Below are 16,217 nucleotides of genomic sequence, written 5' to 3'. Positions count from 1 at the left end.
CTCGTCGCCGAGCGGGCCGCACGGTGGTTCAGCCGTCCGGTGGTGCCGGGTCGGGCCGGCCGGGTGTCAGAAGCAGGGGGTGTTGCCCCAGGCGACCCAGCCGGACGCGTAGACCCTGCTGTAGGCGCACTTGCGCTTGTTGATCGCCTGGCGGGCGTTCCACGCTCCCGCGTAGATGGCGCCCGCGACGATCCAGCCCCACGGCGGCGGGATCAGGAACCTGACCCAGTACGTGGAGAGGGTGCTCAGCATGATGGCGAAGGTGAAGTCGCGGTCCCAGCGGATGCCGATGCTGTACCAGTTGCCGCAGCACAGCTGCACCCGCCACAGGCCCGTCAGGTCCTGGTTGGTGACGGGGTTCTGGTCCGCGTAGTCGTAGGCGTTGGCGCTGCCGTAGCGGACCGGGTCGGTGCTCTGGAAGCGGCCGGTGGCCGGGTTGTAGACCCGGACGCCCATGAGGATGCTGCGGGTCGGGGTCTCGGAGGAGCGCTGGTGGCCGCCGAGCCAGCCGTAGCGGTCCGTGCCGGCGGTCTTGGGGTTGCCGTACTCGTCGTAGTCCAGGGCCTGGGGGGCCTGGGAGGAGTTGAGGGGCAGGGTGACGTTGACGTCGCCGTGCAGGCCGGTGAGTTCGAGGACGACGGCTCCGGTGCTGGTGGTGACCGCGGCGAGGTTCCCGGTGGGGGCCGTCACCTGGCGGCTGGTGCCGCCGGTGGCGGTGTTCTCGACGATCCAGCGCGGGTTGTCGCCGTCGGCTCCGTAGTGGTTGAGCTTGCTCGCGGTCTGGGACCAGGTGCCGGCGTTGCCGGTCTCGGTGGTCCAGCCGCGGAAGCGCAGTGCCGCGTCCAGGGTCCAGGTCTGCCGGCTGTTCCCGGCGGTCTGCTGCTGGACGAGGTCGTTGGAGAAGTACGCGGTGGTGGCGCCGGGCTGCGCGGTCGTGCGGCCGAGGGCGTCGTAGACGTATCCGGCGTCGGTGAGCCGGTCCGCGGTGTCGTAGGTGTGGCCTGCGGTGGTCGCGCCAGCGGTCGAGCAGGCGGCGCCGGGGGCGGCCTTGGCGGTCGCCTGGGCCGTGCGGTTGGTGTTCTTGTCGAAGGTGTACGTGCGGGTCGTGCACACCCCGTTCGCGGAGTCGGCGACCTGGGTGAGGCGGCCGATCGCGTCGTAGGAGTAGGCCTGGTTGGACGCCTGGCCGGGGGTGCCGGTGTGGACGGCCCACTCGCCGTGCGCGGTGACGGCGACGGTGTCGTTCATGACGGTGACGTCGTCGGCGTCCCGGGTGTAGGTGCGCGCGGTGAGGTTTCCGGCGGTGTCCTTGGTCTGCCGCATGGTGTAACCGCCGGGCAGGCCGCCGCTGACGGGGGCGCCGTCGGTGTCGTAGCGGGCGGTGAAGGTGCCGGCCGCCGAGTCGGCGGTCGAGGTGACCAGGCCGCGCGGGTCGATCGCGGTGTCGTAGGTGTAGGTGGTGGTGGACGGCGCCGTGTCGGTGACCTTGGCGGGCCGGTTGAGCGCGTCGTACTGGGTGGTGGTCACGCCGCCGTCGGCGTCCGTGTAGGAGATCGGGCGGCCGAGCTTGTCGTAGGCCTTGGTGATCGTGCCGGCGGTCGGCGAGCCGGTGGTGGTGGGCAGGCCGGTCGCCGGGTCGTAGCCGGTGGTGGTGGCCGGGGTGGCGGTGCCGAGGCCGCCGGTGACGGTGACGGCGGTGGGCCGGGCGGCCGCGTCGTGGTCGGTGGTCGTGGTGCGGGTGACGCCGTTGGCGGTCTCCGTCACCTTGGTGGTCTGGCCGAAGAGCCCGTACTCGCTGGTCTTGGTGGCCGTCTGGGCGGGGTTGGCGCCTCCGCCGGTGATGTTCCCGGCGGGTCCGACGGCGCAGACCAGGTCGGCCCATTCCGGCTTGCCGCCGCAGGGGCCGGTGCCGTCGCCGGTGTAGTACGTGGTGACGGTGGCGCCGGCGTCGGTGCCGTTGGAGGCGGGCAGGGTGGTCCTGGTGACGCGGCCCTGGGCGTCGTAGGCGGTGGTCTTGGTGAGGTTGAGGCCGCCGGGGTCCTGGGTGGTGCTGGTGGCCAGGCCCTTGGTCCAGTCGTAGCCGGTGGCGGTCACGCGTGCGTCCGCGAGGAGCGCGGTGTTCACGCGCGGCTGGGCGCCGACGGTGGTCCTGGTGATCTCGTCGCGGGACACCGCGCTGCCGTCGGTCGGGCGGCCGGTGTCGAACTCGTTGGCGGTGCGGGTCCTGGCCGCGATCGCGGTGCCCGCCGCCGCCACGGTGGCGGATCCGTCGACGAGGTCGGCGGCCAGGGTGACCATGTGCAGCGGTCCGCGGACCTCCAGTTCGCGGGTGCCCTGCGGGCCGTACCGGCGCTGTGTCGACAGCTGCAGCGCCCGTTCCGCGGTGGACAGCGCGCTGATGCCGAGGCCGTTGAGCGTGGCCGTGGCGGCGGGGGTGCCGCCGAGGGCCAGTTCGCGGTTGCCGGCGGTCAGTTCCCGTACGGAGTGGCCCGTGCGGTCGTACTCGGTGGTGGTGATGCCGCCGCCGGGCCTGGCGGTGTTCACCGGGCGGCCGGAGGCGTCGAGGTAGGTGATCGTCGCGCGTCCGTACGCTCCGGCTCCGAGCTGTGTGCCGTTGTTCGAGGCGGGGGTCTGGTCGGCCGGGAAGAGCGCCGTGGCGTCGGTGGCGAGGTCGGTCTGGCCCCAGGCGGCGGCTGCCGCGGCGCCGAGGTTCTGCGGGGCGGAGGCGCCGCTGACCGGGACGCCGTAGACGAGCGTGGTGGTCGCGGTGCCGTTGGTCTGGTCGGCGCTGCCCGCGGCGAGCGTCGGGCGGGACACCGACAGCAGCATGCCGTCGCCGGCCGCCGCCGACCCGCCGGCCTGCCCGTAGGCGAAGGTCCACGGCAGCTGGCCGGCCGGGGTGAGCCGGGTGACCCGGCCCGCCGCGTCGTAGGCGTAGGCGGTCTTCAGCGCGGGGCTGATGCGCGGGTCCCACACCTCGCGGAGCCGTCCGGCGTCGTCGTAGGCGTAGCGGGACACGTCGGTCGCGGTCGAGGCGGAGGCTCCGGGTGCGGTGGCCCAGAGCCGGATCGTGCGGACCTGGCCCGCGTAGTCGCCGAGGGCCGACGAGGTCGCCGTGGTGGTGTCGGCGTAGCCGAACTCCAGGATCCGGCAGCCCCGGGTGGCCGGGTTCGCCTCGCAGGCGGCGAGGGTGACGGCGCTGCTGGCCGCGATGATCCTCTTCGGCCGGGCGAGGGTCTTGCCGTCCGATGTGGTGACGGTCTCGGGGACGACCTCGGTCGTCGAGTGGGTGAGACCGTTCGCCAGCGACGTGGTCACGGTCCAGACGGTCGCGGCCGGGGAGGCCTTGGCGAAGGTGGTGACGGAGCCGGAGGTGTCGGTGAGCGTGAACGCGCCGGTGAAGGTGCCGGTCAGGGTGAGGTGTTCCGCCCCGGGCTCGGGGATCCACCCGGTGCCCGCGGTGTTCGCGGTGAATCCGATGGTGGTCCCGTCGTTCTTCACCAGGTCGACGGAGGTGTCCGAGGTGCGGCGTACGGCGGTGTGGTCGGGGTTGGTCTTGGCCGCCTGGATTCCGGAGACCCACTCCTTGCCGAAGATCGGCACCTGGCCGTCCTGCTTCGCGCCGGCGTCCGGGGTGCGCGAGGTCGCGCTGCGGGTCACCGTCATGTCGAAGGCCGAGGCGTCGTTGCTGCCGAGGGTGTAGCTGCCCGTCAGCAGGTTGACGCTGCCGGGGCCGACGCCGGTCGCGGCGGCGCCGTCGGCGGTGCGGTCGACGACGACGCGGAGCGCGTCCGCGCTGCCGGTGCCGCCGGGGCCGGTGAAGTCGGCCTTGATCTGGACGGCTCCGTCGGGGTTGGCGGTACTCGTGGCGTTCCACACCAGCTGCGGGCTCGCGCCGTTGGCGAGCGCGACCGGCCACGCGGTCAGCGGCCGGCCCGCGTCGGTGACGTGGCCGGGCGGGATCGGTGCCCAGGGGTCGGCGTCGGAGCGGCGCCAGGAGAAGCTGACCTTGTCGTACTTGGACGCGTCGGCCTCCGCGGCGAGCGGGAGGCGGGCCGGGGTGCGCTGGCCGTCGCCGACGGAGCTGATGCCGCCCGCGCCGACGTGGAAGACGTACGGGACCGGTTCGGACCGGTTGTCGGCCTTGTCGACGCTGCGGACCTGGAGGGTGTTGGTGCCGCCCCTGTCCGGCGTGACCTGGAGGGTGACCGGGGTGGCCGTGCCGTCGGTGGCGACCTTGGTCCAGGCCGTGCCGTCCAGGGACCACTCGATCCACCGGTGGTCGGCGGCCGGCGGGGTGACGGTGAAGGCGCCGGTCTGCCCGATGCCCTTGACCCAGCCGCTCGTCGGATAGTCGGTCGAGCCCACCGACGCGGGCGCGGACGGGGCCGTGGTGTCGACGGTGAAGGTCTTCCAGGCCGACCAGGCCAGGTTGAAGTGGGTGCCGTCGTAGGCGTGGGTGCGGACCCGGTACGTCCTGCCGTTCTGCAGCAGCCCGGTCGGCACCGTCACGGAGACCGGCTGGCCGCTCGGCGCGTACGGGGAGACGAGCAGGTTGCCGATCTGTGTGTCCGCGGTGCCGTCGAAGATCTGGAAGGTGCCGTTGACCTGGTCGTTGTTCGCGTCGCTGAACGTGTCCCGCAGGTTCGGCGTCAGCGTGTTGACGAGGTAGCCGCCGTCCTGGGCGAAGAACGGCGGTCCGGCCTGGAGGTCGGTGCCGGTCTTCGGCCGGTAGTTGTACGTCACGGACAGCCGGGGGATCTGCGTGGCGGCGGCGTTGCCGGAGTAGAAGCGCTTCCACCCCAGGGTGGCGGCCTCGTCGGAGGCCCGGATGCCCAGACCCTGCCTGGCCACCGTGGTCTGCCCGGCCCAGTACTGGAGCAGGGGGGTCACGTCGGCGTTCACGTACCCGCCGTTGGAGCAGTTCTGCCCCTTGGTCTCGGTCGAGGTGCCGTACTTGCCGTACCAGGTCGGCTGCGCGGTCCACACGCTGCCGGTGTTCGAGGTGCCGGTGTCCCACACGTCCCAGGAGGTGGGCTTGGTGCAGTCCCAGGAGTGGTAGTTGAAGAGCGACAGGGTCGCCTTGGAGACCAGCGCGTCCTTGATCGGCGCCATGTCCCAGGTGATGAAGGAGCGCGCCACCCGGGGCTTGGTGTTCGGACCGGGGTCGGCGTAGTCGCCCGGCCAGCCGATCTTCAGGTCGGTGGAGCCGGACGCGTCGGTGGTCTCGCCCTGCTGGACGAAGGTGTCGAACACGTCCGAGAGGACGGTGTCCGACGGGTCCACGGTGACCGGGTACTTCGTCGCGGGGTCGGCCAGGAACGCGGCGTCCGGAGTCAGCCGCAGCTCGATGTCGTCACCGGACTGCACCACCTTCAGGCCGACCGGCACCTTGCGGGTGTGCTCCAGCGACTTGGCGTCGACGGTGGCGTCCCACATCAGCGGCGCGGGCATGGTGGACAGCTTGCGTCCGGTCGCCTTGTCGGTGAACAGCACCGACTTGTCGCGCTGTTGCCGGGCGGTCACTCCCGGGGCCTTGATCGGGAGGGTGAACGCGGCGGTGCCGGACGGCCGCTTCTTGAGCACCAGGAACTGCTCGAAGCCGGTGCGGGTGGCGTCGACCACCAGGTCCGCGTCCGGCAGGACGTTCCGGTACGTCGCCTTGGCGCCGTCGACGGCCGGGGCGGGCAGCCCTCCCTTCCACTTCAGCGACATCTTCCTGCCGCCCGAGGACAGCGACAGCAGCTCCTGCGCCGGTGCCCGGGAGGCCGCCGCGAACGAGGACGCCGCCGCCCCCTTCGCCCCGGACAGGGTCAGGCCGCGGGGGTGCGCCTCGGAGGCGACCGTCCCGTCGGCCCGTTCGCCGAACGCCACGTCGACGTCGACCCAGTCGGCGCCGCGGCGGAACCGAACCGGTCCCGCGGCCGTCTCCGTGGTGAGCGTCCCGTCGGGGTTCGCCCACGTCGTGGACGTCTCCGTGCGCGCGTCCAGGGCCTCCACGCGGGTGCCCCAGAGCTTCGCCGCGAGCCGCGCGGACGCCACGTCGCGGACGGGCGCGCCCGCCGTGGGCGTGTCCACGGGCGGCGGCGGCTTCGCGGGTGTCGCGAAGGCCGTCTCGGAACCCGCCAGCAAGGTCACCGCCAGCGTGCCGGCCATCACGGCGGACGTCACGCGCCGCGCGACGGGCCGGGTGACGGGTCGCGTCACGGGCTGTGTCACGGGCTGTGTCACGGGCTGTGGTGCTCTGTCGCGGTGCCGCTGCCATGGGACTGCGCGGAAGGAACGTGCGGACATGCTTACCCCCTCGTCTCCGGTCGGTTCAGGCGATCGCCCGCGGCCGCCGGAGCGCCCAGCGGGGATCCGCCCTCGTCGTGCCGCTGGTCGTCCGAGCCGCTGTCCGCACCGCCCCCCGAGCCGGCACGGACAGCGGCCCGTGCGCTACGAGAGTGGGAGCACCCCGGGTTGTCCTGTCCTGTCCCTCGCCATCGGTGCAGGTGGGAAGGCCGGTCCGAGTGGACAACGCCTTGTCCGCGGACAAGCGGCCCACGCGCGGGCCGACGTCACGGACGCCACAGCATCCACGGATCGTCCTTGCAGGACGCCTGGAGCGCCTGCTCCAGATCCCTGCCACCGGGCCGGATCGCGACGCACTTGCCGCTGTTGCGGTTGACCAGCTGCCAGGCCCGTTGGGACGGGCGGTAGCGGAAGGACCAGAGCTGGTCGGGGAAGAGCCCGGCCTCGTCGCCGCACAGGTACTGGGTGACGATCGCGTCGTCCGTCGTCCGTGCCGCGTCCACCGAGAGGCACAGTCCGCTGAACCGGTTCCGTACCGCGTACACCGTCCCCTGGGGGCCGACGCGCTCCGTCGTCAGCCGCCAGAACTGTTCGGTGTCCGCGGAGCAGGTCGTCTGCACCATGCCCGCCGCGGGGATGTCGCTCCCCCGCGGCGCGGACAGGCACATCCGGCTGGCCATGCCCGTCAGCCGGAACAGACCGTTCGGCAGCGGAGGAGCGGCGGTGCGGCCCGGGACGTCCTGCCCTCCGGTGGCCGAGGCGGAGGGCGAGGCCGGTCCCGTCGGGCGCGCCGAGGCCCCGCCGCCGGTCGCGGTCGGTGTCGGAGTCGCCGTCGGGATCACGCCCGGCGTGACGGCCCGTCGTCCGGGCGAGGCGGAGCCGGGCCCCGGCGTCACGGGGGACGAGGAACCGGCGCCCGGACCGCCGGGCGTCGCCGTACCGGGCGACGGCATCAGCACGGTGACGTTCACCCGGGGCGGGGTCTCGCCCACCGTGTCCGCCACGGGCACGAACCCGCCGGCCATCACCACGCCGGCCGCCGCGGACGCCAGGGCCAGGGACACGGCGACGGCCGCGTACAGCCCACCCGGCCGGCCGCCCTTCGAGCCGCGGCCGCTCCAGGGGAGCAGACCCGGGGCAGCCCCGCCCTGTTCGAGCTCCCGGGCCGACGCCGCGGCCCAGGACACCACCTCACCCGCGTACGGGCCGAGGGCCTGCCCGCTGACCCGCCACTGCAGCACCATCACCTCGTCCCCGTGATGCTGCAGGAGGCACGAGAGCCGGGCGAGGGCCAGCAGGTGATCGGGGTGGGCGACCGCCTCCCCGCGTACCACCGCCGGCTCGATCTCGGCGGCCAGACGGAAGGCCGCGACCTGCGTCTCCCGTACGGCGGCGAGCCGGACCAGCGCGTCGTCCACCCGCACGAGGGCCAGGGACCGCACGGCACCGGCCACCACGGGAAGCGCATCCGGACGGGTGCCCTCCTCGCCTCCGTCACCCGCACCGGACTCCGCACCGGCCCCGCCCATCTCGCCCCCCTCGCCGCCCTCGCCGCCCTCGCCGCCTCCCGCGGCCAGGTAGGGGCTCTGGAGCAGCCGGATGATGGCGAGCAGGACCTCGACGAGTACGGCGGCATCGGCCGCCGCGGCTTCGGCGCGCCGTAACGCCTCCCTGGGGGTCACCTCGGATTCGGCGAGGGCCTGGGCGGTCAGCACGGCGTCGTGCAGCACCCGGGCCCGCTCCAGCATGGCCGCCCGCCCGCGCGCGTCCCGGAACCGGTCGCGGACGACGGCGTTGAGCTTCCCGAGCGGCGTGACGCGGGCGCCGGAGCGGTACTCGCTCCACAAGGTCCGCCCTCCGCCGAAACGATCCGCCAGTTCCCGCACCGTGAGGTGCGCGGTGATGTCCCTCAAGAACCCGGCCAGTTCGTCCGCTGCCGGAGTGGCCCCCCGCACCGGACCCTGCCGCCGTCCCGTCCTCGCCATGGCGCCCCCTCCTCGTCCCCGCGTGCTCCGCCGGATCGACCAGAGACAACCGGGCCCGCGCCACGCCCGTCCAGCGACCTCCGGTGAATTGACGGAATTACATAGAGGTGGCGTGATCACATCAATGAGTGACGCACCCGCCCGCGGTGACGTCCCCTCCATGCCGACCGGGGCGGGCGGGACGGCGTCGACCGACCGGGCAGGCCTCAGGTGGCGGCGTTCCTGTCGTACGGCCACGGGTTCCGCGTCGCCCTGCCGCTGCCCCTTCCTCCCCTGCGGGCCTTCTTCGGGTGACGGCGGTAGAAGGCCGCGAGCTCCTCCAGGGCCCGGGCCGCCCGGGCGGTCACGTCGGCCGTGCCGGCCTCGTGGTGGGCGACCGGGAACCACACCGTGCCGGGCTTGTCGTCCCAGGCGAAGACGTCCGGCGCGGACGCGCGGAGGTGGCAGATCGCTCCCACCGCGTTGGTGTCGAAGGCGAGTTCGAGCTCGGGGAAGTCCGCCTGGCCGCCGCTGGGGTCGCTGAGGAAGACCGGCTGGTACTCCTCCGAGATCGACTCCGAGTCCTTGATCTGGTCCTTCACCAGGTGGGAGTACCGCTCCAGGTAACCGAGTTCGCCGAAGGCGTCCAGCGCGGCCCCGACGGCCGGAAGCGGGTCGACGTGGAGGAAGTCGGTGTCGGTGAGGACGGTGCCGGCGCCGTCGTTCAGGGCGATTCTCGTACGGAGCGAGAAGTCGACGCCGAGGGCCCGGCCGTCGAAGTCGGTGAACGGCGCGTACCAGGGCAGCCGGCCGGTGAAGGGCACCTGCCGTTCCGTGCCGGCCGGGACGTCGAAGCGGAAGACGGACGTGTGGAAGAACGTCAGGTGATCGGTCATCAGCTCGCCGCCGGGCCGATGGATCCGGGCCACCGGCTGGAGGACGACGTCGCAGACCCGCAGGTCCGCGCCTCCCGCCCGGATCACCAGCCGGCCGCTGACCTCGGCGCCCGGGCGGAGGGTGAGGGTGCTGATGCGGGTGTCGAGTTCGGGCGGGTCGACCACCACGGCCGGCACGTCCGCGCCGCCACCCTCCCCGAACAGTTTGCGAAACGCCAACGCCCTGCCCCCTCCCCCTTCGTCCTGGACACGAGCCTAATAGGCTTGGGCAAGCTGTACGCGGGCGGCAGGAGGAGGACGGGGTGGGGCTGCTCAAGCTCTTGGGGTTCGGTCGTGGGGCGGGAAAGGGCGACGCCCACGACAACACCGTCACCGACGGCGCCGAGGCTCCCGAGATCGACGCCGTCATCACGACGGTCGACGCCCGGCCCGGTGAGTGGGTGAAGGGCGAGCTCGTCCTCCGGGGCGGCGGTACGGGGCTCGCCATCGACCGTTTCGACCTGCGGGTCACGGCCAAGTGCCTGACCTGGCAAGGCATCTCCCGCGAGGTCGACGTAGCCCGTCTCCGGCCGGCCGGCTTCGAGAACGCGGCCGACGTGGCGCCCGGCGGGGAGCACCGGATCCGCTTCAGCGGACGGCTCCCCTGGGAGTGTCCGGTCACCGAGCTCGGCGGCCGGTCCACGGGCGTCGACCTCTCCGTGGTCACCACGGTGCGGTCCCGCGGCGACGACGTGGTGAAGGACATCGACTTCCTGCACGTGGCCGCTCCCCCGCTGCACGAGGCGGTGATGGACGCCTTCTTCGCCGAGGGGTACAGCCGAGTCGAGGCCCGGCTGACGGACGACAGGATCCCGAACGTCGCCCAGCGCCGGGACTACCTCCAGACGTACTACCTGGAGGACCCGAGCCGGACGGCGGACGCCTTCGCGGAGATCGAGGTCTCCGTCCTCAACAGTCAGGTCGGCGCCCTCGTCCTCGTACGCCGCCACGACCGGGACAGGTTCGGCAGCTGGGACCAGAGGCCGCCCGCGCTCTCCTTCCCCGTCGCGCACCACGAGGTGGGCGAGACCGACCTCGCCCCCCGCCTGCGCGAGGCCATGACCGACCTCGTCCGGCTGGACCGGCTGCACCGGGTCTAGGAGAGCCGGGTTGGGGACGAGGACCTGATACGAGAACGGGAGCACCAATGGTCGGCGAAGCGGGACGGGGGCCCCTGCCCCCGCGCTCGGCCTGGGGGCTGCGCTGCCAGTTCTACCTGCAGTGGCTCTACGCACCGGTCGGCTTCGCGGTGCTCCTCGCCCCGATGCTCCTCGGCGGCGGCGGCTCGGGACCGATCGGCGGCAGGCCCAAGGGCGTGCCGAAGGATCCGTACGGTGGTGACGGCATACTGCTGACGCGCCGCCAGTACCGGCTCGAACGGAACGGCACACCGGAGCAGTGGCGCGAACGGGCCGGCTACGCCCTGCAGAACGCCATCGCCGCACACCCTGCGCACCCCGGCGAACCGATCACTCTGTACGCGGCAACCTATCGCGGCATCGGCCCGGCCGGCCTCGACGCAGTCGCCGCACCGCTCGGGTGGCGCATCGACTGGTCCCGCATGCGCTACGCACCAGCCGGGGCCGCCTACCTCGTCCCGGCCGCCGGACCGCGTTGACGCCCTGCTCCCGCGGGCGGCAGCCCGCCCGTGTGCGACTCCGGGGCGGGCCCTGGCTCAGGGTGTGTCCCACTCCGCTCGCACCCGGTCGAGCTGCGCCTCGCTGAGCGGAGGATCGAAGCCTTCGGGGAGGGCGAGCATGTGCGGCTGCGGCCACATGCTTTCGGGGCCGTGGTCCTCACAGTGCAGAACGACGAGATGCTGCCCCTCCCCGCACGCCTCGTGCCGGTAGAAGCGGTCGTGCGACCGGCAGAAGTACGAGAACACCGTGCAGTCGTCCCCGTCGGTCGGCTCGTGGAGGCCGGGGTCCCGGAGGATCAGTGTCACCGGTTCCCGACGGTTGAACCGGGGAACGGGCCGAGGATCGCACCACAGAAGCCGAGGAGGAAGCACGCGGCCATTCTGCACTCCGGGTGACGCGTCTCAGGGGGCGGCTGTCGGGCTGCCGCGGGATCGCGTGCCGACGGCCGGCCCCTACCGGTCCGGTGTGCTGGCGCGTACCACCGGGTCCGCCGGGAGCAGGAGGCCCGTGGTCGGTGGGGCGGTGCCCTCGACCGTGCTGATCAGGCGGTCGACGAGCGCGTGGGCGATGCCCGCGAGGGGGAGGCGGATGCTGGTGAGGGCGGGCTGGAGGAGGGTGCAGAGGGGCATGTCGTTGAAGCCGGTGACGGCGACGTCCGTGCCGACCGTGAGGCCGGCCGCGCGGACGGCCTGGTAGGCGGTCAGGGCGAGCCAGTCGCTCGCGCAGACCAGGGCGGTCGGGCGGTCCGGGCCGACCAGCAGGCGCTGGAGCGCGTGCGAGAGGGCGGCGGGGTCGTCGTCGGGGACGCCGACCTCGAAGGCGCCGTCCGGGGCGGCGGCCGCGGCCTGGAGGAAGCCGGCCCTGCGGTCGGCGAGCCACGGCAGGTTCGCCGCGGAGTTCACGTAACAGATCCGGCGGTGGCCCTGGCCGAGCAGGAGGTGGACGAGCCCGGCGGTGGCCTCGGCGGAGTCGATGTCCACCCAGTTCTGCGGGCGCCCGGGAGCCGTACGGCCGAAGGCGACGAACGGGAATCCCGCCTCGGCGAGCACGTCGACCCGGGGGGTCGTCGTGGACGACGTCGGAGAGGACGAAGCCGTCGACCTGGCGGGCCGCGATCAGCCCGTTGAAGGACTTGGCGACCGCCCCGGCGCCCTGCTGGGGGTCGCAGCGGAACAGCAGCACCCGGTGGCCCACGGCGTCGGCGGCGCTGACCAGTGCCTGGAGGAAGCCTCCCATGAGGGGGTTGGGGTCGGCGGGGTTGTCGGCGGGTGCCGGATAGCCGATGACCTTGCGGGTGCCGGTGCGCAGGCTGCGCGCGGACTGGTCGGGCTGGTAGCCGAGCTCCTCGATGGCCGCGGTGACCCGGGCGAGCGTGGTCGCACGCAGCCGGTGGGGGGCGTTGAGGGCGTTCGAGACGGTCTGGCGGGAGACTCCCGCCGTACGCGCGACGTCCTCGATGGTCACTTGGTGAGCGGTCATCGTTCCTCTGTGGGGGCGGGGAGGGAGCGGACGGGGGGGTGGGGCGGCGGCGTTCGGCCGGGCCCCGGCCCCCCGTCGTTCAGTCCTCGCGGGTCAGGGTGAGCAGGCCGCCGGTCGGCACGGTCACCGGGTTCGCCCCGGCGACGAGTTCGAGCACGGTCTCGGACAGGATCTCACCACGGCAGTCCTGGACGAGGGCCAGGGCCCGTCCCGGCCGGGTGGCGGTGAGGAGCACGGTGGGGTCGCCGTCCGCGTTGGCGACGAGCAGGGTCCACGGGGTGTCCGTGTCGTCCCGGTCCGGGAGGGCGACGGGCAGCGGCGCGTAGCGCGCGACGACGGTGGTGCGGTCGTCGTGGGCGCGGACCAGGGGGTAGCCGAGGTCCGGGCGGGCGGGTTCCAGGGCCGCGAGCTGGAGCACGTCGGCGTAGCGGCGGAAGACGCCGAGCCAGAAGCGCACGGTGGCGAGTTGGTCCGGGGTCTGGGCGGCGAGGTCCACGGAGATCTGCGGCACCGAGAACAGGGCGTTGACCAGGTGGACGGCGACCCCTTCGGGCGTCTCGGCGGCATGCCACATGATCATGTCGGCGTGGACGGCGAGCGGGCCCGCGGTGAGCCGGCAGTCGACGGTGCGCTGCCGGTTCTCGGCGGGGCTGAGCGGGCAGTCGGTGGCGCGGACCATGGTGGCGTACGGCCAGAGGCCGGGGCTCACGTACGGCTGCCGGTGCTCGACGATCACGTCGGGCCGCGTGCGGCGCAGCCGGGCGTCGAGGTCGGCGAGCAGGCGTCGTACGCCCTCGTGGACGGTGGCGTGGTCGGCGCCGGCCGGCGCGGGCGGGGGCTCGGCGACGGCGAAGCGGTCGATGAAGTCCAGCTTCACGCCGTCCATGCCCCAGTCCTCCACGGCGCGGGAGACGCGGTCGATCAGGTACGCGCGGACCTCGGGATGGCGCGGGTCGAGCACGGCCGCGTCCAGGTGGGTCTCCTCGCGGAGGATCAAGCCCTTGAAGCGGTCCCAGGCGTCGTTGTGGCGGCCGATGAACGGCAGCGCGTACCAGAGGAGGTACGCGAGGCCGAGCCGCCTGACCTCGGTGACGTGGGCCGCGGGGTCGGGGAAGGCCTCCGGGTTGGGCTCCCAGTCGCCGCAGTGGCCGTAGCCGCGCGTACGGTCGGAGGTCTGCCAGCCGTCGTCGACGATGACGCTGCCGCAGCCGACGGCGGCCGCGAGGACCGCCTGCCGTTCGACGGTGGCGGTGTCGACGTTCTGGTGGAGGCTGTACCAGGTGGAGTAGGCGGGCAGCCGTGCGGCGGGGGCGACGCCGGGGTGCTCCGTGCCCTCGGCCCACCAGTCGGTGACGGCCCGCAGGGTGGCGGCGAAGTGCCGGCCGCTGAGGTCGATCCGCACGCGCATCGGGGGCCCGTCCGGGGTGAGTTCCTGCTCGACCGTGAAGGCGAACTCGCCGCTCTCCTCCACCACTCCGGCCCCGACGCGCACCGGAGCGCTCGTCTCCCCCGCCGCGGCGGTGCACAGGGCACGGTCGTCGGTCCCGACCAGGCAGGCGACGGGGGCGCCCAGGGCGAGCGAGACGGTGCGGGGAGCGATCCAGGAGGGCGGGAGCCAGCGGGCGGCCTTGGTGTCCGGGGTCCAGTACGCGGCGGCTCCGGCACAGGGGACGCGCCACTCGGCCCGGACGGTGACCGCGTCCGTCGCAGTGACCTCGACGAGCACCACGCCGTCGGCGACCCGGGTGACGGCCGCCTGCCAGCCGTCGTCGCCGAACCCGGTGAGGTGGACGGTGAGAGGGTCTCCGGTGGCGTGGACGAGGTCGGTGGGAAGCCGCCGGTGGACGACGGCGGCAGCGGCGGGGGGCGGGGTGGCGAGGTCCTCGGGGCCCTCGGGGACCTCGGGAAGCCCGGCGTTCCCCGGGGTCCCCGTGCCGCCGTCGGACGGGATTGCGGTGCGGTCGTTCGGGCGCCAGGCCGGGACGGGCTGCTGGGCGGTGGGGTCCGGTTCGGGGGTCACGGGGGTCACGGGGGTCACTCCTTGGTCGCCCCGGCCAGCAGGCCGGAGATGAACTGGCGCTGCAGGACCAGGAAGAGGGCCATCACGGGGATGGCGGCGAGGGCACTGGCCAGCAGCACGTGGGCGTAGTTGGTGGTCGACAGGCCCTGGAGGGTGGCCGTGGCCACGGGGAGCGTGTACATCTCCGGGCTGCGCAGCGCGATCAGCGGCCAGACGAACTGGTTCCAGGCGCCGAGGAAGACGAACAGCGCGAGGGCGGCGATGATCGGCCGGTTGACCGGGATGACGATCCGCCACAGCACCCGCAGTTCGCCGGCGCCGTCGACGCGGGCCGCGTCCAGGAGTTCGTCGGGCATGGACCGGAGCGCCTGCCGCATCAGGAAGATGCCGAACGGGGTGACGAGGCCGGGCAGGATGACCGACTGGTAGGTGTCGATCAGACCCAGTTCCATCATCATCTGGAAGATCGGGATGAGCATCACCGTGTCGGGGATGACCAGGGTGCTGAGCAGCAGGACGAAGAACAGGTTGCGTCCGCGGAAGTCGAACTTGGCGAAGGCGTAGCCGGCCAGGACGGACACGACGACGGCTCCGACGGTCTGGACTCCCGCCACCACGACGGTGTTGAGGAGGACGCGGGTGAGGCCGATGGACTCCTGGAGCCCCTGGAGGTTGTCCAGGAGGTGCCCGCCGGGCAGCAGTTTCGGCGGCCAGGAGAACACGTCCTTGTCGTCCTGGGTGGCGGCCATGGCGAGCCAGTAGAACGGGCCGACGCAGAGCCCGAAGGCGCCCGCGAGCAGCACGGTGAGCAGGGGGCCGCGCGACGTCACCGGCGCTCTCCCATCAGACGGACCTGGATGATGCCGAGGACGGAGACGATCAGCGCCAGGGCGTAGGCGAGGGCCGAGGCGTAGCCGAAGTCGAAGTACGTGAAGCCGTTGTCGTAGAGGTACATGGTGACGGTGAGGGTGGAGTTGTCCGGGCCGCCGCCGGTCAGGACGTACGGCTCGTCGAAGAGCTGGAGGGTGCCGATGGTGGAGAGCACCACCGTGAGGAGGAGGATCGGCCGTAGCTGGGGAAGGGTGATGGCGAAGAAGCGTCGGACCGGGCCCGCGCCGTCGACCATGGCGGCCTCGTACAGCTCCTTGGGGATGCCCTGGAGTCCGGCGAGGTACATCACCGCGTTGTAGCCCGTGTAGTGCCAGGTGATGACGAGGACGACGGCGACGCGGGCCCAGAAGGGGCTGCCGAGCCAGTTCACCGGGTCGATGCCGAAGAGCGAGAGCACCCAGTTGAGCAGTCCGGCGTCCCGGTTGAGGATGACGGAGAACATCACGCCGGCGGCGACCAGCCCGGTCAGCGACGGGACGAAGACGCCGAGCCGCCAGAGCGGCCGCAGCCAGACCTTGGTGGAGTTGAGGCCGAGGGCGACGAGCAGGGCGAGACCGAGCATCAGCGGGACCTGGACGACCAGGATGAGCCCGGTGTTCTTGAGGGCGGTCCAGAACAGCGGGTCCGTCAGCAGCCGCTCGTAGTTGGCGAGCCCGGCGAACCGCTGCTCGTCTCCGCTGCCGGTGGTGAGGCTGATCCAGAACGAGGCGGCGATGGGGTACGCCTTGAAGACGGCGAAGCCCAGGACGGCGGGCATGATCAGGAGGTACGGGAAGGAGCCGCGGGTCAGCAGTCGGCGGCGGGCCGGGGTGGCGGGGCGGCCGTGGGCGGCGTGGGAGCCGGGGTCCGTGGAGGCACCGGGGTCACCGCGGCCGGGCGTCTTGCGGGGAGCGGCGGCTGCCGCGGGACCGGCGGGGTCGCCGCTTCCGGGACCGGAGGCGGGACGGGAGTCGGGGGCGCGTTCGGGGACGCGTCCGGGCGGGGCGAGGGACAT

At 73.1% G+C, this 16,217-nt stretch carries 10 protein-coding genes and 1 pseudogene; 2 read left to right on the top strand and 9 right to left on the bottom strand.

Annotated features, from left to right (window positions below; translation table 11 throughout):
- Positions 1–66: 66 nt before the first annotated feature.
- The 3 genes from ABD981_RS02675 to ABD981_RS02665 all read right to left on the bottom strand — a co-directional run bounded on the left by ABD981_RS02675 (position 67) and on the right by ABD981_RS02665 (position 9,373).
- Positions 67–6,207 carry a DNRLRE domain-containing protein gene (locus ABD981_RS02675; RefSeq protein WP_123954515.1) on the bottom strand — a complete coding sequence of 2,047 codons (6,141 nt, stop codon included), beginning with the start codon at positions 6,205–6,207 and terminating at the stop codon, positions 67–69.
- A gap of 353 nt (positions 6,208–6,560) precedes the next feature.
- Complete coding sequence (locus ABD981_RS02670; protein ID WP_131723868.1) at positions 6,561–8,279, bottom strand: RICIN domain-containing protein; 1,719 nt, start codon at positions 8,277–8,279, stop codon at positions 6,561–6,563.
- A gap of 206 nt (positions 8,280–8,485) precedes the next feature.
- Entirely contained in the window at positions 8,486–9,373 is an 888-nt protein-coding gene (locus tag ABD981_RS02665) for a sporulation protein (protein WP_123954516.1), read from the bottom strand.
- 83 nt (positions 9,374–9,456) lie between these two features.
- Between ABD981_RS02665 and ABD981_RS02660 the strand changes: the two genes are divergently transcribed.
- Both ABD981_RS02660 and ABD981_RS02655 read left to right on the top strand, forming a co-directional pair.
- Complete coding sequence (locus tag ABD981_RS02660; RefSeq protein WP_046908117.1) at positions 9,457–10,293, top strand: sporulation protein; 837 nt, start codon at positions 9,457–9,459, stop codon at positions 10,291–10,293.
- Positions 10,294–10,340: 47 nt separating this feature from the next.
- Positions 10,341–10,811: a hypothetical protein gene (locus tag ABD981_RS02655; protein WP_046908118.1), complete on the top strand. Its 471-nt coding sequence runs from the start codon at positions 10,341–10,343 to the stop codon at positions 10,809–10,811.
- Positions 10,812–10,868: 57 nt separating this feature from the next.
- Here ABD981_RS02655 and ABD981_RS02650 read toward each other — a convergent pair whose 3' ends face one another.
- From ABD981_RS02650 to ABD981_RS02625, 6 genes and pseudogenes are all read right to left on the bottom strand, one after another.
- Complete coding sequence (locus ABD981_RS02650; protein ID WP_046908119.1) at positions 10,869–11,138, bottom strand: hypothetical protein; 270 nt, start codon at positions 11,136–11,138, stop codon at positions 10,869–10,871.
- Between the two features lie 147 nt (positions 11,139–11,285).
- Positions 11,286–11,882, bottom strand: a complete 597-nt coding sequence (locus ABD981_RS02645; RefSeq protein ID WP_345527688.1) for a LacI family DNA-binding transcriptional regulator — start codon at positions 11,880–11,882, stop codon at positions 11,286–11,288.
- 334 nt (positions 11,883–12,216) lie between these two features.
- Positions 12,217–12,312, bottom strand: a pseudogene (locus ABD981_RS02640) (LacI family DNA-binding transcriptional regulator); the annotation flags it as partial.
- 79 nt (positions 12,313–12,391) lie between these two features.
- Positions 12,392–14,341 carry a glycoside hydrolase family 36 protein gene (locus ABD981_RS02635; protein WP_240495242.1) on the bottom strand — a complete coding sequence of 650 codons (1,950 nt, stop codon included), beginning with the start codon at positions 14,339–14,341 and terminating at the stop codon, positions 12,392–12,394.
- Positions 14,342–14,346: 5 nt separating this feature from the next.
- Positions 14,347–15,162 (bottom strand): carbohydrate ABC transporter permease, encoded by an 816-nt coding sequence (locus ABD981_RS02630; RefSeq protein WP_046908121.1) that lies wholly within the window; start codon positions 15,160–15,162, stop codon positions 14,347–14,349.
- Positions 15,159–16,217 (bottom strand): carbohydrate ABC transporter permease, encoded by a 1,059-nt coding sequence (locus tag ABD981_RS02625; RefSeq protein ID WP_240495243.1) that lies wholly within the window; start codon positions 16,215–16,217, stop codon positions 15,159–15,161. Before ABD981_RS02625 ends, ABD981_RS02630 begins: the two co-directional genes overlap by 4 nt.

It is taken from the genome of Streptomyces showdoensis, assembly GCF_039535475.1.
Classification (GTDB): Bacteria; Actinomycetota; Actinomycetes; order Streptomycetales; family Streptomycetaceae; genus Streptomyces; species Streptomyces showdoensis.
The sequence above is the reverse complement of the archived record's forward strand: the minus strand, read 5'-3'. Positions and strand labels throughout refer to the sequence as shown.